Below are 20877 nucleotides of genomic sequence, written 5' to 3'. Positions count from 1 at the left end.
TTTGATGGATGATCGGGGATTTATATTTACCACTGATGCTATTCTTGCTTTAGTTGTATTTTTCGTTTTTTCAGCATCAATTCTTACCTATTATACTTTACCATCTTATATGGGTGCGGATCATCAGGAAATAGAGAGTATTGCTGCTGATGCACTGGATGTGATGACCCAGGATGGTACATTGTATGCAGCTGCTTCAAAGTATGCTAGTAACAATACTACCGGCGCGGAAACTATACTTAGAGAGGAGCTAAATGTATTAATACCTAATAATACTGCATATAAAATTACTATTGGCTCTAATCCTCCTTTAATTAATGATAAAGGCATTTCTATTTCTAAAGATACTGCTTCTCGCGTAGTTGTTGTCTCTGGCCCTAAATCCGGTTGGTTAGGTCGGGCATGGTATAAATTGGAAGAAGTTCAATTTGAAGACCAGGAAATAAATTCTACTACTACTCTATGGAATTTCCATAACTGGTTGACTAACTATGCTCCATGGGGTAGTCAATCTAAATTGGCCAGTCAACCTTATTGGGGATATGGTACTTCTGCCAGTAATATACAGTTTTCTATTCCTAAAGGTGCCAATATTACTGGAGGTTACTATTTATTAGGATCTTGTAATCAAAATAACACCAATGTTTTGGCTAATAGTCCTGCTTTTGGATCCAATGTTACTATTAATGGGGCTACACAGGCTATTAATAACTCACAATTTACTTTCTTGTACCGAAGACCAAGTGTAAGTTATCCAATGTACAATTATAGGGGACTGATAAATTCTTCTAATTTAAATGCTGGTAATAACAATTTTCATGTTAAATTCACTAGTCCAGTATCTGATTATATAGACAATAATCGACAAGGCCATAATATGCCTTGGTTTTCAATAATTGGCAATTATAAAACTTCTATCACCATTCCTAAAGGCATATTGACCCAAACTTTCAGTGCTGTGGACGGTGCAGGTGTAGCTGTTCCAAATGCTCAGGACTTAGATGGCGATGGTATTGCTAATGAATATGGGCGTACTTATGATCTAAGTTCGGGTACTCTTAATACCTTTACAAATAAGCGGGAAGTTAGTTGGAATGACATGTATCTTAAAAATCATAGCTTTTCAGATGGTGTTCCCTTTGATATTACTAACATACCATCATCAACATCCAGGGGCTCTGCAATATGTACGGTACATGATGTACCCGTAACTTCTGGTTCTCGAATATTTGATGGTTATACAGTTATTAATGCCTATGGTGGAGTTGACAATGCTCTGGTAGAAGTATGGAATGGTGAGAATTGGGTTACTGCTTTCAATTCATTTGACATAAATGGAACAGATTATACTTTTGGTGATGGTTATGGTAATACGCCGGGAATAATTTATATTGGGAATTATCTACGTTCTGGAGTAAATAACAAAGTTAGAATAACGGCATGGGATAATGTACCCAGCAACGACTATGATTTAGTTGGACTGGTAAATTGTTATTCCACAGTTTCTTACAGTTCTTTACCCATAAAATGGGAAAACTTCCCATTTGATAGCTATCAGTACAACACCAATAAAACTAATGATAATGTAACTTTCAACATTGGTCCTGATGCTCAAAAAATAGTTTTATTCTTTGGTCTGGGGTTAGATACTCGTAAGGTAGCGGTTCAGGTTAAGAACTCTACTTCAAATGATTGGAAAACACTATATAATGATACTTCAATACCATTTTCATTAGATATTGGTGATTTGGATATTGTTGATTCAACTAAGGTTTTTACTGCAACAGGTGTTCCTGGAAATTATACTACCAAGCAGGGTACTTACTATTTAAGAATATTTGTTGATTCTTCCAGTAGTTGGCAATCTGGGGATGGAGCTAGTAATCCCCCTGACTATTCCAATGCAGAAATATTCTCTGGTACCAGAGTAGGGGTTATTTATCCAAAATTCTTGGCAAATATGTGGTCCAGTTCATTTGCTAATGATCCAGAAAATGCCAAACAAATGGCCAAGACATCTCTTATTAATAATCTTACGGCAGCGGGCTATACAGTTGACCCTGATGATATTAAAACAGAAGCTTTATTTACAGGTAATTTACCAAATTCAATTCCAATAAGGTTAGATTTATGGAGAAATTAAATAGGTGATACAATGGATGAAAAAGGATATGTTTTCACGCCCATGACCGTTTTGTTATTCATTCCTATTATTATCATTGCTATTTCCTATGGAAATATTGTTAATGAAGCTAATTTATTGGCTAATTTGGCTACTGGTGGAGATGTTACTATATCTACTGCCACTTCAGTTTATTCCAATATTGAAAAGGCAGCCACTGATGCGGGAAGAAATGCTGCTTATAATGCAACCAGGAAAGTAATTGATGATAATAATTTCTTTGCCAGTGGTGGCAGTAAGCAATATATACGTCAAAGGATTTTGGATTCGGTAAATGATAATGTTATTAATTCTACCAGAGAAATCGAGTACCAAACTGGACGCCAAGTCTATATTAATAACATATTAATTGATAACTACACTAATGCTACCTTCAAATTAAGCGATATTACTATAAATCAAACAGACCCATTTGGGTTTTATGTAAATGTAAAAGGTGGAATACCTGTAAAAGTGGTTCAAAAAGGACAGTCTTTTGAAGGTATAACTCCTCCCATATCTGTCTATGTTACTACAGAAGGATTAGAAGATCCTTATGTGTGGATTAAGACTAAATACAGGTCCAGTAATGTAATTTACAAATATCCGTACTATACAAATATTGCTGGGGAAACAAATTATTACTTTGATGTTGATGTTGACAAAAAGGAAAACATAATAAATCACTTATATTACTGTTTAAATGGAACAAACAACCCTAGTAACATCACACCAAGATCATATTATTTTGTTGACCCGAATGGACTTTCATTCTTTGATAGATTAGAAAATAAAACTACATCTGCTGATGCTAACATGACCAGAATGAGTACGTTTATTATTGGTGATCCATTATATGAAGATCATGGTCGGGCAGATATTTCTCGTTTGGACCGTGAATATTTTGCCACACCTCTGGTAACCGGCACTCCGATAAAATTTGGAAACAGAAATATGGCGGACCCAACAGGTTCTATATTTTATCTTTCTCCTACATACAAAACATATTTCAAACTAAAAGATAATTATTAGGTGTTAACTGTGCCCATGGATCAAAAAGGAATAGCTACAGCAGATCTTTTATTTGCCACACTCATTGCTATAGTAATTTTTGCTAGTCTCATCAGTTCAGTGAACAATGAGATGAACAAAACTCAAACTGGAGATTTAGGTCAGGCCCGTATGATAGGGGAGCGCTTAGCATCTTCAATTAACACGGTTTTCATTAATGGTAATGGATACACTATGAACACTACCTTGCCAAATAATATAAATTACAATATAAATGTCAATAATTCTGGCCTATTAGTAATTTTTAACGGTAAGCAAGTAAAAATAAATTTAATCCCAAAAGCTAACATCTCTTCGGTTAATATGACTCAAGGACAGAAATATATTATAAAAAATAACAATGGAACAATTACTTTCACTTCAATTTAACTCTTTTTCAAATACTATTATTTTATATGACAGTATACTATAATCATACTAATTAATGGAGGAATAGAATTGGACTTGGATTTAACCTGGGAGCAAAAGGCCTTGATTGGAGTCGGTGCTGTTGTTTTAGTATTATTAATTTATGCTTATGGTCCTTTTAATTTCACTAGTGATGTAAATATGCAAAATAATACTTCTTCAATTCCTGTATCTAATCCACAACTTCTTCCTGTAAATTCACCTTTTGGGAATAATTCTTCCAATAATGCTAATGTAACTGTTAATATTACTGTCCAGAAGGCCAAAGAAATAGCTGCATTGCCGGGCTATGTTACAGGAACCCCTACACCTGGTTCAATAGTAATTAATAACCAGACTGTTTCAGTATGGATAGTTCCACTTTCTTTAAATGGTAAATTAGCTAAAGATGTATATATAGATAAAACAAATGGAAATATTGTTGCCACTAGAGATATCACTAATTCCACCGTAAAAGGATAAATAACTTAATTTATCTGATTAATATCATCAATGAAAATCATAAATATTCCATAATAACTTGAGAACGATAAAATGGACCTACTAGTATCTCTTTTAATGATTATTTTATTCTTAGTCCTTCTTGTCTTTGTTTTTTCAATGGCATTGCTAACGCCAATAATTGGCAAGAAAAATCTATTATTTGTAATATTCATGGGATTCATGGTAGGAATAGTTGGTGGAGCTTTTTTCATAGCTCCTTTATATGATGACGTTCCTGAAATGGCCAGAGGATATTATCAATATACTAGTAATGCTAATGAAACTATAGTGGTTGATGTTTCAACTAATATGGATATAACTGATTTTATGGATAGCACCAGCAAATTGAACGGTGTTTTAGAAGTTTATAGTAATGGAATTGTTATAAAAACTGATCCATTCACGGTTGAACGTAAGAAACTTATTGAAGAAAAAATTCCTTTAATTGATTCAAATATTACTTCCTGGAAAGTTAATGAATCTGGGGTTATCACTTTAACTGTGAAAAAAGGATACAATCCAGAAACGGCCATTAAAAATTTAGGGGATTGGATGATGTTAACTGGTGGCATAAACACTAAATACAGTATGGTACACGTATCCATTATTGCCCAAGCATCCCAGGTAAATAGTATTATAAACTCTATTTCTAAGCAACAGATAGTTGTTATTAGAGTCCAGGGCCCTGTCGAAGATAAAATAGCTTGGTTAAATGAAATTTTACCTAATAAGTCTAACATTATACTCTTTTGCGGATTTTTAGGTATGTTAATTGGATTGGCTGGTGTATTTATCGATACGATTATCTTGTTTGTTAAAGATCTAAAGAAGAAAGCTCTTAGAAAGCAAGATGATGAATAATTAATTAGAATAATTAATTATAATTAATTCAATTTTTATTTAAATAAAACTATATCTTACTAAATATTTTTAATTATAATAATTAATTAAGATTATAAAACAATTAATATTTTAAAACTATAATCAAGAGATTTTATCATGAAAGCTGCAGTTTTATTTTCTGGTGGAAAAGATAGTACAATGGCTGTTTACAAAGCTATGGAAGATGGAAATGAGGTTAAATATTTATTTTCCATGATTTCTGAGAATCCTCATTCCTACATGTATCATGTACCCAATATTCATATAACTGAACTTTCAGCCCAGGCCATGAATATTCCTTTAATAAAAGGAATAACTAAAGGTGAAGAGGAAAAAGAAGTTGATGATTTAAAAGATGCTTTAATTAATTTAAAGAACTTGGGTGTTGAGGCAATTTATTCTGGTGCATTATATTCTGTTTATCAAAAATCCAGAATTGATAAGATTTGTAAAGATATTGGTTTAGAATCTATAGCTCCTTTATGGCAAAGAGATTCTGAGGAATATATGCGAGAATTAATTGATATTGGTTTTGAAATTATATTAACTGGTGTTGCTGCTGAAGGCCTGGATGAATCATGGCTAGGTCGTAAAGTTGATGAAGAATCTTTAGAAGAATTGATAAAATTAAATGAGAAATTCGGAATAAATATTGCTTTTGAGGGTGGGGAAGCTGAAACCCTGGTTCTTGACTGTCCAATTTTTAATAAAAAAATTAAAATATTAAAATCTGAGAAAAACTGGTCTTATGATAATGGTTTTTTGGACATTAAAGAGGCCATCTTAGAAGGAAAAAATAAATAATAATTTTTTTTAATATATTTTTTTAATATATTAATTTAAAACAGTTTAAATAAATTCAAACTTTTTATTTCTTTAAATAAAATATATTAAATTAAATAATTTAATTATTTCAAAATTTATCAAATTCTTCAATTGGAGCAAGCCAATTTAAAACTTCTTCTAAATTAGATGATTCTATTTTAATTTGGATATCTCCTAAAGGACTATTACCTTCTGAAAAATTGATTTCATTAACAAATGCTGTTTGTTTACTTATATAAAAAGTTAATATGTTATCTTTAATGCTATTGTCCATAATTAATCTGGCTACGGCTATTATCTCTCTTTTTTCAAGGGTTTTCTTAAAATTATTTAATAACTCTTTATTTCCTCTTAAAAAAAATTTATCTGAATCCTGTTGAATATTTCCTTTTGGAAAGATATTATGGATTGATTTTTTTACTTTTTCAGGATCTTCAGTTAGATTAATTTTAGATGAAATTTCAACTAAGCATTCCATATGCATTCTCTCCATTATTACTTTTTATTATTCTTACTTTCAATTTGCTGCTTAAGTATTCTTTTAGATTGGTTTTTGAATCGCCATAGAGGGCCTTCATTAACAATTAAATAATCAGACATGGAAATAACTTCACCAATTCCAAAACCAAGTTCTCTTTTATCTCTTCTTTGAAACTCTAAATACTCTTCAGAGTCATCGGAGCGTTTTCTTCTTTTTAAACGTCTAAATCTAGTTTTAGGGCTTGAAAAAACTGATACAACCGTGAAATTAGGGAAATTATTTTGAAATATTTCAATTTCATAAGGGCTTCTAATTCCTTCAATCATAAATGTTATTTTATCTGTTGCAGATTCAGTATGATTTCTTTTGATTTTTTCCACACACTTTTCGGCAACTACGTAATCTCCATGTTCTTTTCTCAATGAAACAGCAGTTTCACCTATTTCTTTACCTCTAATTTCTGCTTCATCACGGACCACGTCACCCATACGTATAATTTTCACACCCATTTTTTGAGCAGTGCGAGATACAACTCCCTTTCCTGATCCGGGCATCCCTGATACTCCAAATACTTTCATTTTTCCACTTCATATTAAATATTGTAAAATTAAATACATTACAAATAAAATTCTAATAATAATAAGAATATTTAATTTATTTAAATACTATAAATTAATATTTACTTAATTAGTTTTCTTTATTTCTATAATCTTTAAAGACTCTTTTAAGTTTTTCTTATTATTAAAACTCTTTAAAATATTTTCAATATATTCATTATCTTTTTCCTTTAAAAATAAGACCATTTCTTTTAATAATGGAATAACTCGAACAATATTATCAACTATGGTAATAGAAGACATTTGAGCTGTCCTGGAAAGTGGGTTTAAATCTATGGTGATAATTTTTTTACCACTATTAACTAATATTTCCGCTCTATCTCCATCTTCTAATGGGACAAGAACTACATCTGCGCCATAGATTCCAGTTTGACTTGCGGTGGCCCGTGGGCTTTCTATACTATCAATGTATTTTAAATTATCAGAATTTACACCTAAAACTTCTGAAGCACCTGCTTTTTTTAAGACATCTTCAATAGCATCCACTCTTTCAGGAGTACGGTAAAAAAGATTAATTTCAATTTTAGCATCTAATACCTGACATAATTCTACTATTTCATCTGCAACCAGTGCTGCAGTGTTTCCATTGACTGATAAAACAGGGTTTTTTGCCAATATTAATGCTGCTGCGGCCGCTTTAATAGAATTTTTAGCAGGTGCACTTGTTTTTTCACCTATTAAATAATCAAATGCTTCTCCACGTCCATGAGCTATCATTCCCGAATCTGCAAGAATACCATCTTTATGGGCTTTTACTATTTTATCCCTGAGAACCAGAGAATGGTAACGAGGATGATTTTTGGGAATCATAATAAAAATTAGGTTTATTTGTTATATAATAATTAATGTTTTTTGAGCTTATATATTAAGTAAGAATTATTTCACAATTAAAATTCTTAATAATATTAATAAATATTACAATTCAATGTAATTCAAATATTATTAATATAGTATTGAAATTGACTAATTAATTTAAAATATCCGGTAATTTAATTGTATATGAAAACATAAGAAATATCTATTGGATGGAATTTTTAGACTATTCCCAAATCTAAAATAACAATAATAAAAAAATTATTTATAGTATTTAATAAGAAATTAAAAAAATCAATCAATAATTCAAATTAAACTATAATAATTAACTATAATTAATTTTAAGACTTAAAACTCATGATTTAATAATGTAGGTGATTTCTATGAAAGAAGATATTGACATTAATGCTGAGACGACTTCAAAATACGATGTTAAAGAAAAAAAGAGTAAAAAAAATATTTGGGGAATTTATATTGGAATATGCCTAGTTTTAATCGGTACATTATGGTATGCTGTTAACATGGGTTTAATACCAGTCCAGTATCTTCAATCATGGCCTCAAATTTTAATTGTACTTGTTGGAATTTTAGTGTTGATTAAATCAATCAAATAGATTTAAAAGCTCTTTTAAAACAATAAATAATCAATTAACTCCCAATTAATATACAAATAAATTAATAAAGATCATATTCGCTAATTTTTAAGGATGGTTAAAAAAATGAAAGAACTCATGAAAAAACTTTCTGATGTCCCAGGAATATCTGGATTCGAAGGTGAAGTTACTAAAATTATCTCTGATGAATTAACTGATCATGCTGATCATATAGAAGAAGATAGATTAGGGAATATAATTGCTCTTAAAAAAGGCAGTCCGGATGGCCCAAAAGTCATGCTTGCCGCACACATGGACGAAATCGGACTTATGGTGCGACACATTGATAAAAAAGGGTTTATTAAATTCTCTAAAATTGGGGGAATTAATGACCAGATGCTTTTAAATCAGACAGTTTATATTAATACTGAAAATGGTTCAGTATTTGGAGTTATTGGTTCTAAGCCACCACACAGAATGAAAGCAGCTGAACGAAAGAAAATTACTGGCTATGAAAATATGTTTATTGATATAGGTGCTTCCAGTGATGAAGAGGCCTTAAAAATGGTCAGTATTGGAGATCCTATTGTATTTAATCATACTTACGCAGAATTACCTAATTCATTAATCACAGGTAAAGCATTAGATAACCGAATTGGTTGTTTAATAATGATTGAAACTCTGAAAAGGGTAAATTCAAAGGCCAATATTTATGGTGTAGGAACTGTTCAAGAAGAAGTTGGATTAAAGGGAGCTAAAACATCAGCTTTTAAAATTGATCCAGATTTTGCTCTGGCACTTGATGTGACCATTGCAGGAGATCACCCGGGAATTAAAGAAGATGAAGCACCAGCAAAAATTGGTAAAGGCCCGGCAATTATTCTTACTGATGCCAGCGGGCGGGGAATAATTACTCATCCGACCATTAAAAAATGGCTGACTTCAGCTGCAGATGAAGCAGAAATCCCAGTACAATTAGAAGTTAGTGAAGGTGGAACTACTGATGCTACTGCTATTCACTTAACTAGAGAGGGTATTCCTGCCGGAGTAGTATCTGTGCCTACTAGGTACATACACACTACAGTCAGTATTGCTAGCATGGAAGATATTGAAAATACAATTAACTTGCTGGTAAGTGCGATTAATAACTTATAAATGGTATATTTTATAAGAAAATTTTTTTTTCCACTGTATTTTATTTTAAATTTTTTCTTATTTTATTATTTTTAGAATAAAATGAATAATTTAAATCTCTTTTTCTATTTTATCATTTTTAGAATAAAATGAATAATTTAAATCTCTTTTTCTATTTTATCAATTATTTCAATTCCATCAGATCCAATATAATATGTTATGAATTCAATAGGCGTTTTAGTACTTCTCATTTTAACAATATCCATTATCCTTTCCCTTTGGCCAGTATATGGATTTTCTCTTTTCATGAGTCTTATAGCACCATAAACAGAAAATAATGCCAGTTCATTATATTCGTGTGAGGTAGAACTATCTAAAATAATCATAGAAGTAATTTTTTTCTGCTTTAATTCATATATTAAATGATCAAAACGATCCCTAAATTCATAGGGGGTTAATTTTGCAGTATAACTCCCTAAACTATCTATAATGACGACTTGGGTATCTGGAGAAATATTATGAATTAATTTTTCAAAGTCACCTTTTACAGAATCGACTCCAATATTCATTTCTGCTTCGGTAATTCTGGCCCTTAACCCTGCAAGTTCAATTAGGTTTAAATATCCTTTTTTTTTCAGAGAGTCAATATCCCATCCAAAAGACCTACTTTGCAGTTCTAAATCTTCATCATCTTCTTCAGTTGTAATATAAGCAGTTTTTAAACCTTCTTTTGCACAGCTTATTGCAAACTGTAGTCCAAAAATAGTTTTTCCAGATCCTGCATCACCAGTAACCAGTAAAGTCCGGCCTTGAGGAAATCCTTCGATAATATTGTCTAATGTATCAATTCCTGTTTTTATTCGCTCTAACATAGTCGCCTCCTCCTTATTAATTTAAATAATATTCTAATAAAATTTAATAAATTAATAAATATATAAAAGCATACTAATTGCATATTTTTATAAAAGAGTTAGTTAGGAATGTAAAATTCGAATTTTATATTCTTGGAACCTTCCAGAAGACTTGATGTTTGAGTAACTGTTCCTTTTAGTCCAGTCCAGGTGAAGCTTCTAATAATCATAGCTCTAAAGATCAGAGTAAAAATAGGGTTTTTACGGGCTTCTTCTATCCAGGGAAATGTGATGAATTCCAGTTTAATTTTAGATTCGGTTCTAATAATTCTGGTTTTTATACCTAAGTTAGATAAAAGCTCACTTATCCAAACTAAATACGCATTAAAAATTTCTATATTGTTTTGATTACCATGTTCTTTTATTAGGCCTAAGAAACCCTTTGCAGACATTTCTTTAATAAAATTCGGCTTAACATTTTTCTCAAATCTATCCGCAAAATTTTTTATAATAGTATTTCTAAGTTGTGGGGGAATTGAAGAAGCAAAAACAGGTACTGCACTAACTACAAAACCATATAACTCTACACGTGCCTTTTCCCTAATTAATTCTCCTCTTTGTTCTTCAGCTTCAACTCTAGAAGTTATATCGTGACCAATAAATTGAATTATGGGCCCATGTTCTTCTGAACTTAAAACAGAGGAATATATTTCAAAATAAAGTTCTTGCCCATTTTTATCAAAGAGATTCATTTCAAATGGTTCGGTTTCTTCATGTTCTATTATCGATGGAATTGAATCCACATAACCTTGAATTTCCTCTTCAATAAAAAATCCCTTCTGAGCAAGGTTTAAAATCGATTTCCCAATGATTCTTTTTCGCCTAATTCCAATAATCTGTTCCAAAGTTTGATTCATAAAAGTAATATTTCCTTGCGAATCAAGTAATAGAATAGGGTCTGGAAACGATTCAAATAGATTTCGATACTTTTCTTCACTTTCTTTAAGTTTACTATCCATTTGATGTTTATAAAGAGCAACTTCCACGGCACTGTGAAGTTCTCGGTCTTCAAATGGTTTGATTATATATCCAAAAGGCCCGGTTAGTTTGGCTCTTCCAAGTGTTTTTTCATCAGAATACGCAGTTAAATAAACAATAGGTATGTCAAACTTCTCTCGAATCACCTGAGCAGCTTCAACACCATCCATTTTACCTTTTAATACAATATCCATTAATACAAGATCTGGTTTATATTTTTTAGTTTTTTCGATAGCTTCTTCACCTGAAGAGGCTATGCTCATCACGGTGTATCCTAGGCCTTCAGCTCTATGTTTAATGTCCATGGCCACAATGCTTTCATCTTCTACAACCAGTAATTTTGTATCCGGCATTTTATCCACCATTAATATTATTTATTAACATAATGATACAAATCTATTATGAGAAATATATATCAAGGAATTTTATTATCATTTATAATCTATTTGAAAAATTTTCATAGTTACATAATACTATTATATACTATTTATTGTTGTTTTTTACTTAAATTTTTATCTAAACAAATAAAAAACACTCTTTATTTTTTTTTAAATGTAATTATAAATCATTATACTATTTTATTCATCTAAATAATATTAATAGTTTTATATAATAATTTTTAAAATGCAAAATGGCTGTTTTAATTTAAAAAATCACTTAATTTCATTTAATTGATAATTGGAAAATAGGGATTAAAATGGCCAGATTATTAATTAATATAAAAAATAAGAATAAAATAGAACTTCATGATACTTATTAGAATCATGAATTATTTCAAATATTATTAAAATAATTATAAATTGTTTTGGCAACTTTTTTATTCATACCTTTCACCTGCATTAAATCATCAATCTCTGCTTTTTTTATGGATTCAATATCACCAAAGTGTCTTAAAAGATTAATTTTTCTTTTTGGCCCCACTCCTGAAATTTCATCCAACAGGGAGTAATCAATTTCCTTTGATCGGATATTACGATGGTAAGAAACTGCAAATCGGTGTGCTTCATCTCTTATTCTTTGCAATAAAAAAAGAGCCTGCGAATTAGGAGGTAATATTATTGGTTCATTCATTTGGGGAATAAATATATGTTCAAATTCCTTTGCAAGTCCAATAACTGGAATCATGTTCAATTTAAGAGATTTTAAAACTTCAACTGCAATTTTTAACTGGCCTTTACCACCATCAACTAAAATTAAATCTGGATGGTCTTCATTTTCTCTTAAAAGCTTTTCATATCTTCGTGTTAATAGTTCTCTCATCATTCCATAGTCATCAGGTCCTGGAGTTTCCATTCGGTACTTTCTATATCTGGATTTTTTGGGATGAGCATTCTGAAAACTTACCATAGATCCGACAGCTGACTTTCCAGAGATATTAGAAACATCAAATCCTTCAATGTTTTGTGGAATTTTAGGAAGTTTTAAATATTTTTTAAGGTCTAGAAGAGCATTTTTGACCTGTTTTTTCTGATTTTTTATAATATCTGCATTTTTGGCTGCCATCCGTATCAATTTAAACTTCACACCATCATGGGGAACAATAATTTCCACCGGAGCTTCCCTTATATCAGAAAGCCAATCTTTAATCAGTTTTTCTTCTTTTATTATATACTGCAAGATGATTTCACCAGGAACATATCGAGGGTTGGCATAATACTGTTTTATAAAAGCAGATAAAATATCTTCAGGAGGTGTATTTTCCACTCCGGCCATTAAAAAATCGTCTTTTCCAGTAATTTTACCCTCACGAACTGAGAAAACAACCATGCAGGCCATTTTTTTATCATAAGAGCCGGCAATGATGTCTTGATTAATATTGTTGTTGAAGGCCACATTTTGACGTTCCATCACATCATGTATGGATTCAATTTGGTCTCTTATAACTGCCGCTCTTTCGAATTCTTGATTTTTAGCAGCAATATGCATCTCTTCATCTAGCATTTCTATTACTTTAGAATATCTGCCCTGGAAAAAAAGGTCGATACTATCAATAAGTTTTTTATATTCTGCTTTTGTAATTTGTCCGGCACAAGGTGCATGACATAGATCTATCTGACTGTTAAGACAAGGGCCATCCATTCTTTTACAGTCTCGAATTTTAAAAAGAGATTTTACAAATTTAACAGTTTTTTTAACTGAGCCGGCATCAGTAAATGGTCCAAAATAGTGAGAACCATCTCCAGAAATATTTCTAGTGATTAATATGCGCGGAAATTTTTCCCGTGTAATTTTAATATAAGGGTATCTCTTATCGTCTTTTAATCGAACATTATATGTGGGCCTGTATTTTTTTATTAAATTGGCTTCTAATATTAATGCTTCCTTTTCAGTATCTGTAATGATATATTCCAGGCTTTGGAACTGGCCCATCATGATTTTTGTTTTGAGAGAATCATGATACTCTTTAAAATATGATTTAACCCTTTTTTTTAAAGATACTGACTTTCCAATATAAATTACATTGTCCCGGGAATCTTTCATTATGTAAACGCCGGTTTTATCTGGAAGATCATTGGGATTATCAACTTGTGTGGACAATGTTTTACCTCAATTTAGATGATGGATTATAAATAAATATTGATTATAAACAAGTTATATGCTTCTAGTAGTCCTTTTATTTATAAAAACTTTATTAAAGTTCTTCAACTGCTAAAAAGGATTCTAAACTCTATTGCATTTATTATTACTTTTCTAATGCTCTCTAAGGAAATTTTAATCTATTAATTTCATTAAAATTAATTTAAATATTTATATAATTATCTTAAAATTTTACCAAAACTATAATAAAATTATATATTAGAGGAAAGTTTTTATGTTATAAATTACTATCATTGTTTATATAAAATTAACATCGTTTTTTTATTTAACAGTTTTTTTATTATAAATTACTATCATTGCGATAACACTTTTTATTTAAATTTTCATGCATTTTATAATCTTATTGAACTTATTCAGAATATAATGTCAGATTATTTAATAGAAATTAATTATGAATTAAATTTTAAAGATAACGTAAGATTTTTCTGAGGAAAAGAGAGATGAACCGATTCGAGTTAGTATCTAACTATAAACCACTAGGTGACCAGCCCAAGGCCATAAAATCAATTACTAATGGAATAAAGAAAGGTTTTCCTAATCAAACTCTTTTAGGAGTAACTGGTTCTGGTAAAACATTTACTATGGCTAATGTGATTAAAAATGTCCAGAAACCCACCCTGGTTATTTCACATAATAAAACACTAGCAGCCCAGCTTTATGAAGAATTTAAGGAATTTTTCCCAGATAATGCTGTAGAATACTTTGTGAGTTATTATGATTATTACCAGCCAGAAGCCTATGTTCCGCGTTCAGATACTTACATTGACAAAGAAGCATCAATAAATGATGAAATAGACCGTATGCGTCACTCTGCCACACAATCACTCCTATCTAGAGATGATGTTATTGTAGTTTCCAGTGTTTCCTGTATATATGGTATTGGTTCTCCGGAAGACTATGGTGAATTCATGCTTTCTCTGGAAATAGGGGATACAATTGATCGAGAAGAAATATTAAGCCGCTTAATTCATATGCAATATGAAAGAAATGACATTGAATTTGATAGAGGCCAGTTTAGAGTAAGAGGAGATGTTATTGAAATAAACCCGGTTCATGGAACACCACCAATTCGACTCGAGTTATTTGGTGATAATATAGATGCTATATCTCTTATTGATACATTAAGAGGGAAAAAAATCCAGGAACTGGAAAGAACAATGATATTTCCCGCAAAGCACTTTGTTATTGGTGAAGATAAACTGAAAGCTGCTTTGAAAGATATCGAAGAAGAATTAGAAGAACGTTTAATAGTTTTAAATTCTCAGAATAAACTGGTTGAAGCACAGCGGCTAGAACAACGCACTAAATTTGACATAGAAATGCTAAAGGAAATGGGATATTGTTCAGGTATTGAAAACTATACTTTACATCTCAGCGATCGAAAATGGGGCGAAATACCCTACACGCTTTTAAAATATTTCCCTGATGATTTTTTAACAATTATTGATGAATCCCACGTCACAGCACCTCAAATTAGGGGGATGTATAATGGAGATAAGGCACGGAAGGATACTCTGATTGATTATGGATTTAGACTGCCTTCTGCTCGTGAAAACAGACCTCTTCAGTTTCATGAGTTTGAAAAAATTGTTAATCAAGTTGTTTATGTCTCAGCCACACCAGCTAACTATGAACTGGAAAGAAGTCTTAATGTTGTGGAGCAGATTATTAGGCCTACTGGCCTGGTTGATCCGGAAATTATAGTAAGGCCGGTTAAAGGCCAGGTCGATGATTTATTGGTCGAAGTACAGAGAAAAATAAAAATGAATCAGAGAATTCTGGTAACCACTCTAACTAAACGAATGGCAGAAGATCTCACTGATTACTATGCTAAAATTGGTATTAAAGTCAGATACCTTCACTCTGAAATTGACACCTTGGAGCGGATTGAAATTATTGATGATTTACGCCGGGGCGAGTTTGATTGTTTGGTAGGAGTTAACCTTTTAAGAGAAGGCCTGGATCTTCCTGAAGTAGGTCTAGTGGGAATTTTAGATGCTGATAAAGAGGGATTCCTTAGATCTGAAACATCTTTAATACAAACTATTGGTCGTGCAGCACGTAATGTAGATGGGCAGGTTTTAATGTACGCGGATGTATTAACTGATTCTGTAAAAAATGCAGTTAATATTACTAATGATCGTAGAAAGGTACAGAATGCTTACAATAAAAAACATGGCATTGAACCGCATAATACTATGAGAAGTCTTAAAGAGAAGAAAGAAGGGGAAAATCTGGATCTTAAAGATGTCAGTGACCTTGAAAAAATGCCAAAAGACGAATTAAAACTCTTAATCAATGATTTAGAAAGAGATATGAAAGATGCTGCAACTGGTCTTGATTTTGAAAAGGCAGCTAAGATTAGAGACCAGCTAATGGTCCTTAAAGGTGTTTCTAAATGATAAATGGCATTAAAAATGATTTAATAGATAATTTAGTATCAATAAATATAAAATAATAATGTAATGCTGAATTATTAAATTAATTAAAATTATCAACTTACTTTTTACTCAAAATATCAATTAAAAAAATAAAATTATAAGGAGTTTAATCTTATGAGTCCCGAAATAACAGATAAAAAAGGGAGTATAGTGCTTAAAGGTGCGAGAGAGCATAATTTACAAAATATTGATTTGGAGATACCTAGAGACAAATTAATAGTAATTACTGGGCTTAGTGGGTCTGGAAAGTCATCACTGGCTTTTGATACAATTTATGCCGAAGGGCAGCGTAGATATGTTGAATCGTTATCAGCATATGCTAGGCAGTTTTTAGGTCAAATGAAAAAACCAGAGATAGATTATATTGAAGGACTATCTCCAGCAATTTCTATTGACCAGAAAACGACTAAAATGAATCCCCGTTCAACAGTGGGAACCATAACTGAAATTTATGATTATTTAAGACTTTTATTCGCAAGAATAGGAACTCCTCATTGCTACAACTGTGGAAAAGAAATTTCACAACAAACTACTGGCCAGATTGTAGAAAGTATTTTATTGATGGGTGAAGGAACAAAAATACAGGTTCTAGCCCCAGTTATTAAAGATAGGAAAGGAGAACATCAAAAAGTTTTTGAAAATCTCCGAACCAAGGGATTTGTTAGAGTAAGAGTTGATGGTGAAGTTTCTGATTTGGAAGAAGATTTTGAGCTAAATAAAAACAAAAAACACTCTATAGAAGTAGTTGTGGACCGTTTGGTCATCCGATCAGACATCGATTTCCAGAGAAGGTTGGCGGATTCTGTGGAAACTGCTTTAGAACTTGGAGAAGGAATACTAATTATAGTTTATGATTCCAGCGACTCAAAAACTGAAAACAGCAAATATTCATCAGAATCCGGGGAAAAAATATACAGTGAACACTTTGCTTGTGTAGAATGTGGAATTAACTTTGAAGAAATTAGTCCCCGTATGTTTTCATTTAACAGCCCTCATGGGGCCTGTCCTGAGTGTAATGGGCTGGGAAGTAAATTAGAAATTGATCCGGAGTTGGTAGTTCCTAATCCAGAACTTTCATTAAGTGAAGGAGCCATTGTGCCCTGGAGCAAATCAACTACTAAAGAAAATTACTATCAACAGATGTTACAAGCCGTTTCTGAGCATTTTGGATTTAGTATGGATGTTCCTTTCAAGGACTTGGATCCAGAATATCAAAAAGCTATTCTTTATGGTTCTTCTGAAAGAGTAGAATTTTCATTTAAAAGAAAAAATCGCTCATATCGAGTAAACCGAAAATTTGAAGGTGTAATCAAGAGAATGGAACGTATTTATCTGGAAACAAAGTCAAATTACATGCGAAGTTACATGGGCCAGTTTATGAGTAATCATAACTGTCCAGTGTGTGATGGTAGCCGTCTGCGGCCTGAAAGTAGATCCGTTACTATTGGGGAGAAATCTATTGCTGAAGTTGTAGGAATGCCTATTAAAGAATCTCAAATATTCTTCCAGGGTCTTAAACTATCTGAAAGAGAAGAATTCATTGCTAAAGAAGTTTTAAAAGAAATTAATGAACGTTTAAAATTTCTGGTGGATGTGGGACTTAATTATATCACTCTTAATAGGTCTTCAGGTACTTTATCTGGTGGAGAGGCCCAACGTATTCGTTTGGCCACCCAAATCGGGTCTGGTCTTGTAGGGGTTCTCTATATTTTAGATGAACCCAGTATTGGGTTGCACCAAAGAGATAATGTCCGGCTCATTGAAACTTTAAAAAGACTAAGAGACATTGGGAATACTCTTATTGTAGTGGAACACGACGAAGAAACTATATTATCTGCTGATTATGTGGTTGATGTGGGTCCTGGTGCTGGTGAGCATGGTGGTCATGTGGTTGCCACAGGGACACCTGCAGAAATTATAGCAAACGAGAATTCTATTACTGGAAATTATCTCTCACGTAGGGAATCAGTTTCTTTGCCTGAAAAAAGGAGAAGTCCGAATGGAAACTTCATTACCATTCAAGGTGCCCAGCAAAACAATCTTCAGAATATTGATGTTGAAATTCCTTTAGGAGTATTTAGTTGCATTACTGGAGTTTCTGGGTCTGGAAAAAGCACTTTAATTAATGAAATATTGTATAAAGGCCTTTATGAAAAAATTAATAGAAAACATATGAATGCTGGCCTTCATGAGAAAATTGAAGGTGTTCAGCACATAGATAAGATAATTATTATCGATCAATCGGCTATAGGTCGAACACCACGTTCTAATTCTGCAACTTACACGGGGGTGTTTACTTACATCAGGGAATTAATGGCTGAAACTCCTGAAGCTAAGAAAAGAGGTTATAAACCTGGTAGATTCAGTTTTAATGTTAAAGGCGGTCGTTGTGAGGCTTGTAGTGGTGATGGAATTATTAAAATAGAGATGCACTTTTTAGCTGATGTTTATGTGCCTTGTGAGGTTTGTAAAGGTAAAAGATACAATGATGAAACATTGGATATTCGATATAAAGGTAAAAACATTGCAGAAGTTTTGGATATGACTGTAGAGGAAGCAGTAGGATTCTTTGAAAACATTCCAAAAATTAAAAAGAAATTACAAACCTTAGATGATGTAGGTCTGGGATACATCCGTTTGGGACAATCAGCCACTACTTTATCTGGAGGAGAAGCTCAAAGAGTTAAATTGGCCAAGGAATTAAGTAGACAAAGCACTGGAAGGACTCTTTATATATTAGATGAACCAACTACAGGGTTACATTTCGCTGACATAAAAAGATTACTTCATGTCTTAGGTCGTTTAACTGATTCAGGTAATTCTGTTGTGGTTATTGAACACAATTTGGATGTTATAAAAACTGCAGATTATATAATTGATTTGGGACCTGAAGGCGGAGATGGTGGAGGTCTGGTAGTTGCTACTGGAACACCAGAAGAAATTGCTGCTTCTGGCACATATACTGGCCAGTTTTTAAAAGAGATATTGAATGAAAATTCGACACCTCTAAGCAGAGATCTTCTTCAAAGCCACTCTAAATAATATTTAATTAATTATTTATTTTATTAATTTTTTTAATCTAATTAAATAAATATTAATAATTTATTTTAATTTCTTTTTTTATTTAACATTAAACTCATTAAATTATATTCAATTAATTTAATAAAATAAATAATATTTTAATAGGGAGAAATTAACTAAAATCACAGGTTTATGCTTAATGCTTTATAAATAATGAAAATTATATATTATTCGTGATAACTATGGTCACAGAGAAATTAAATATTAAAATAAAAAATTTTTCACTGTTTTTGTCTTTTTTATTTATATTGTTATCATGCTCTGCTTATGGCCATAATTTTGATTTTAAGTATTCTAATAATGTTATTAACTTTGATTTTTTAAATTCAAATTATTTAGGGGTGATTATATTCCTTTAATGACAAGACTTAATTTTGGTCGTAAAAAAATATTTCTCTTTATACCAGTTGTTGTTGCAATTGCTCTTATTGTTATACAGCCTATATCTAATAGCCTGGGATTGAATATATCTGAAGATGCATTTAGGCTGATTCTTTTAATGTTAATAGTTGTTATGGTAGCACTTCTATCAGAACGAGTGGAAAGGGTTCGCTCATTGAGAAAATTGAATGAAGAATTAAGTGAACAGGCTGAGAAGTTAGCTGATGCTAATGACGAGCTGGAAGCATTTGCTTATTCAGTTTCACATGATTTAAGAGTTCCTTTAAGAGCTATCGATGGGTTTTCTAGAATAATGGTTGAAGATTATGAAGATGAGCTTGATGAAGAAGGAATCAGGCTTTTGAATATCATTAGAGACAATACCAAAAAAATGGGGCAGCTTATAGATGATATATTGCTATTATCTCGTGCTGGCCGTCAAGATATGAATTCTACTAAAATAGATATGAAATCACTGGCCCAATCTGTTTATAATGACTTTTCTAATCAAACCGAAAATAGAAATATTAACCTTGCGATTGATGAACTTCCAGTAACTTATGGAGATCGTGCCCTGATTTATCAGGTTTATACCAATTTAATTGGGAATGCCATAAAATTTACATCAAATAAAGACCCTGCCGAAATAATTGTTGGATATGAAGATAAAAAAGGTGAATATGTATTTTTTGTTTCTGATAATGGTGCTGGATTTAATATGAAATATATAAATAAGTTATTTGGTCTTTTCCAACGTCTTCACAGCCCTGAAGAATTTGAAGGAACCGGTGTGGGCCTTACAATTGTTCAGCGTATTGTAAAGAGACATGATGGAAAAGTTTGGGGAGAAGGAGAGGTGGATAATGGTGCCACCATATATTTCTCTTTACCTAAAGATAAGCCAAAGAAATAAGTTTTTAATTTAAGCTCATCATATAAAAAATTTAAAAATAAATTTAAATTAATTAAATTAAATAATTGAAATTATTTAATAAATTTATAGTCCTTTAATAATCTGT

17 protein-coding genes are annotated in these 20877 nt (G+C 31.6%); 11 read left to right on the top strand and 6 right to left on the bottom strand.

Features of this window, described 5'->3' with window-relative positions; translation table 11 throughout:
• The first annotated feature begins 4 nt into the window (after nt 1-4).
• The 6 genes from Q7I96_07040 to Q7I96_07015 all read left to right on the top strand — a co-directional run bounded on the left by Q7I96_07040 (nt 5) and on the right by Q7I96_07015 (nt 5809).
• Nucleotides 5-2143, top strand: coding sequence for a hypothetical protein (locus Q7I96_07040; GenBank protein MDO9627361.1), 2139 nt, complete (start codon nt 5-7; stop codon nt 2141-2143).
• A 12-nt stretch (nt 2144-2155) separates the two neighbouring features.
• Entirely contained in the window at nt 2156-3193 is a 1038-nt protein-coding gene (locus Q7I96_07035; GenBank protein ID MDO9627360.1) for a hypothetical protein, read from the top strand.
• A gap of 9 nt (nt 3194-3202) precedes the next feature.
• Complete coding sequence (locus Q7I96_07030) at nt 3203-3601, top strand: hypothetical protein (protein ID MDO9627359.1); 399 nt, start codon at nt 3203-3205, stop codon at nt 3599-3601.
• Between the two features lie 69 nt (nt 3602-3670).
• Entirely contained in the window at nt 3671-4102 is a 432-nt protein-coding gene (locus Q7I96_07025; GenBank protein MDO9627358.1) for a hypothetical protein, read from the top strand.
• A 72-nt stretch (nt 4103-4174) separates the two neighbouring features.
• Nucleotides 4175-4984, top strand: coding sequence for a hypothetical protein (locus Q7I96_07020; protein ID MDO9627357.1), 810 nt, complete (start codon nt 4175-4177; stop codon nt 4982-4984).
• 138 nt (nt 4985-5122) lie between these two features.
• Nucleotides 5123-5809, top strand: a complete 687-nt coding sequence (locus tag Q7I96_07015) for a TIGR00289 family protein (protein ID MDO9627356.1) — start codon at nt 5123-5125, stop codon at nt 5807-5809.
• 109 nt (nt 5810-5918) lie between these two features.
• On the opposite strand, the gene Q7I96_07010 is transcribed toward Q7I96_07015, so the two are convergent.
• From Q7I96_07010 to Q7I96_07000, 3 genes are all read right to left on the bottom strand, one after another.
• Nucleotides 5919-6308, bottom strand: coding sequence for an RNA-binding domain-containing protein (locus Q7I96_07010; protein MDO9627355.1), 390 nt, complete (start codon nt 6306-6308; stop codon nt 5919-5921).
• Between the two features lie 17 nt (nt 6309-6325).
• A complete protein-coding gene (locus tag Q7I96_07005) occupies nt 6326-6889 on the bottom strand; it encodes an AAA family ATPase (protein ID MDO9627354.1) in 564 nt (187 codons plus the stop codon).
• 105 nt (nt 6890-6994) lie between these two features.
• Entirely contained in the window at nt 6995-7738 is a 744-nt protein-coding gene (locus Q7I96_07000) for a 4-phosphopantoate--beta-alanine ligase (protein ID MDO9627353.1), read from the bottom strand.
• A gap of 386 nt (nt 7739-8124) precedes the next feature.
• Between Q7I96_07000 and Q7I96_06995 the strand changes: the two genes are divergently transcribed.
• Nucleotides 8125-8355 carry a DUF5668 domain-containing protein gene (locus Q7I96_06995; protein MDO9627352.1) on the top strand — a complete coding sequence of 77 codons (231 nt, stop codon included), beginning with the start codon at nt 8125-8127 and terminating at the stop codon, nt 8353-8355.
• Between the two features lie 105 nt (nt 8356-8460).
• Nucleotides 8461-9489, top strand: coding sequence for a M42 family metallopeptidase (locus Q7I96_06990; GenBank protein MDO9627351.1), 1029 nt, complete (start codon nt 8461-8463; stop codon nt 9487-9489).
• A gap of 137 nt (nt 9490-9626) precedes the next feature.
• Here the strand turns inward: Q7I96_06990 and Q7I96_06985 are convergent, their stop codons facing one another.
• The 3 genes from Q7I96_06985 to uvrC form a co-directional block, all read right to left on the bottom strand.
• On the bottom strand, nt 9627-10340 hold the full coding sequence (locus Q7I96_06985; protein ID MDO9627350.1) for an ATPase domain-containing protein: 714 nt from the start codon (nt 10338-10340) through the stop codon (nt 9627-9629).
• A 98-nt stretch (nt 10341-10438) separates the two neighbouring features.
• Entirely contained in the window at nt 10439-11710 is a 1272-nt protein-coding gene (locus Q7I96_06980) for a methanogen output domain 1-containing protein (protein ID MDO9627349.1), read from the bottom strand.
• A gap of 421 nt (nt 11711-12131) precedes the next feature.
• On the bottom strand, nt 12132-13895 hold the full coding sequence (gene uvrC / locus Q7I96_06975; GenBank protein MDO9627348.1) for an excinuclease ABC subunit UvrC: 1764 nt from the start codon (nt 13893-13895) through the stop codon (nt 12132-12134).
• A gap of 500 nt (nt 13896-14395) precedes the next feature.
• On the opposite strand from uvrC, the gene uvrB reads away from it, so the two are divergent.
• From uvrB to Q7I96_06960, 3 genes are all read left to right on the top strand, one after another.
• Complete coding sequence (uvrB, locus tag Q7I96_06970; protein ID MDO9627347.1) at nt 14396-16357, top strand: excinuclease ABC subunit UvrB; 1962 nt, start codon at nt 14396-14398, stop codon at nt 16355-16357.
• 153 nt (nt 16358-16510) lie between these two features.
• Nucleotides 16511-19438 carry an excinuclease ABC subunit UvrA gene (uvrA, locus tag Q7I96_06965; GenBank protein MDO9627346.1) on the top strand — a complete coding sequence of 976 codons (2928 nt, stop codon included), beginning with the start codon at nt 16511-16513 and terminating at the stop codon, nt 19436-19438.
• 397 nt (nt 19439-19835) lie between these two features.
• Nucleotides 19836-20771: an ATP-binding protein gene (locus tag Q7I96_06960; GenBank protein MDO9627345.1), complete on the top strand. Its 936-nt coding sequence runs from the start codon at nt 19836-19838 to the stop codon at nt 20769-20771.
• Nucleotides 20772-20877: the final 106 nt, after the last annotated feature.

The sequence above is a fragment of the Methanobacteriaceae archaeon genome (assembly GCA_030656015.1).
Lineage (GTDB): Archaea > Methanobacteriota > Methanobacteria > Methanobacteriales > Methanobacteriaceae > UBA349.
The sequence above is the reverse complement of the archived record's forward strand: the minus strand, read 5'-3'. Positions and strand labels throughout refer to the sequence as shown.

Excerpts from the sequence above, each read along its gene's own strand:
- Q7I96_07015 (MDO9627356.1), top strand. The coding sequence starts at position 5,123 with ATGAAAGCTGCAGTTTTATTTTCTGGTGGAAAAGATAGTACAATGGCT.
- Q7I96_07010 (MDO9627355.1), bottom strand. The coding sequence starts at position 6,308 with ATGGAATGCTTAGTTGAAATTTCATCTAAAATTAATCTAACTGAAGAT.
- Q7I96_07000 (MDO9627353.1), bottom strand. The coding sequence starts at position 7,738 with ATGATTCCCAAAAATCATCCTCGTTACCATTCTCTGGTTCTCAGGGAT.
- Q7I96_06990 (MDO9627351.1), top strand. The coding sequence starts at position 8,461 with ATGAAAGAACTCATGAAAAAACTTTCTGATGTCCCAGGAATATCTGGA.
- Q7I96_07020 (MDO9627357.1), top strand. The coding sequence starts at position 4,175 with ATGGACCTACTAGTATCTCTTTTAATGATTATTTTATTCTTAGTCCTT.
- uvrB (MDO9627347.1), top strand. The coding sequence starts at position 14,396 with ATGAACCGATTCGAGTTAGTATCTAACTATAAACCACTAGGTGACCAG.
- Q7I96_06985 (MDO9627350.1), bottom strand. The coding sequence starts at position 10,340 with ATGTTAGAGCGAATAAAAACAGGAATTGATACATTAGACAATATTATC.
- Q7I96_07005 (MDO9627354.1), bottom strand. The coding sequence starts at position 6,889 with ATGAAAGTATTTGGAGTATCAGGGATGCCCGGATCAGGAAAGGGAGTT.
- Q7I96_07040 (MDO9627361.1), top strand. The coding sequence starts at position 5 with ATGGATGATCGGGGATTTATATTTACCACTGATGCTATTCTTGCTTTA.
- Q7I96_06995 (MDO9627352.1), top strand. The coding sequence starts at position 8,125 with ATGAAAGAAGATATTGACATTAATGCTGAGACGACTTCAAAATACGAT.
- Q7I96_06980 (MDO9627349.1), bottom strand. The coding sequence starts at position 11,710 with ATGCCGGATACAAAATTACTGGTTGTAGAAGATGAAAGCATTGTGGCC.
- Q7I96_07035 (MDO9627360.1), top strand. The coding sequence starts at position 2,156 with ATGGATGAAAAAGGATATGTTTTCACGCCCATGACCGTTTTGTTATTC.
- uvrA (MDO9627346.1), top strand. The coding sequence starts at position 16,511 with ATGAGTCCCGAAATAACAGATAAAAAAGGGAGTATAGTGCTTAAAGGT.
- Q7I96_06960 (MDO9627345.1), top strand. The coding sequence starts at position 19,836 with ATGACAAGACTTAATTTTGGTCGTAAAAAAATATTTCTCTTTATACCA.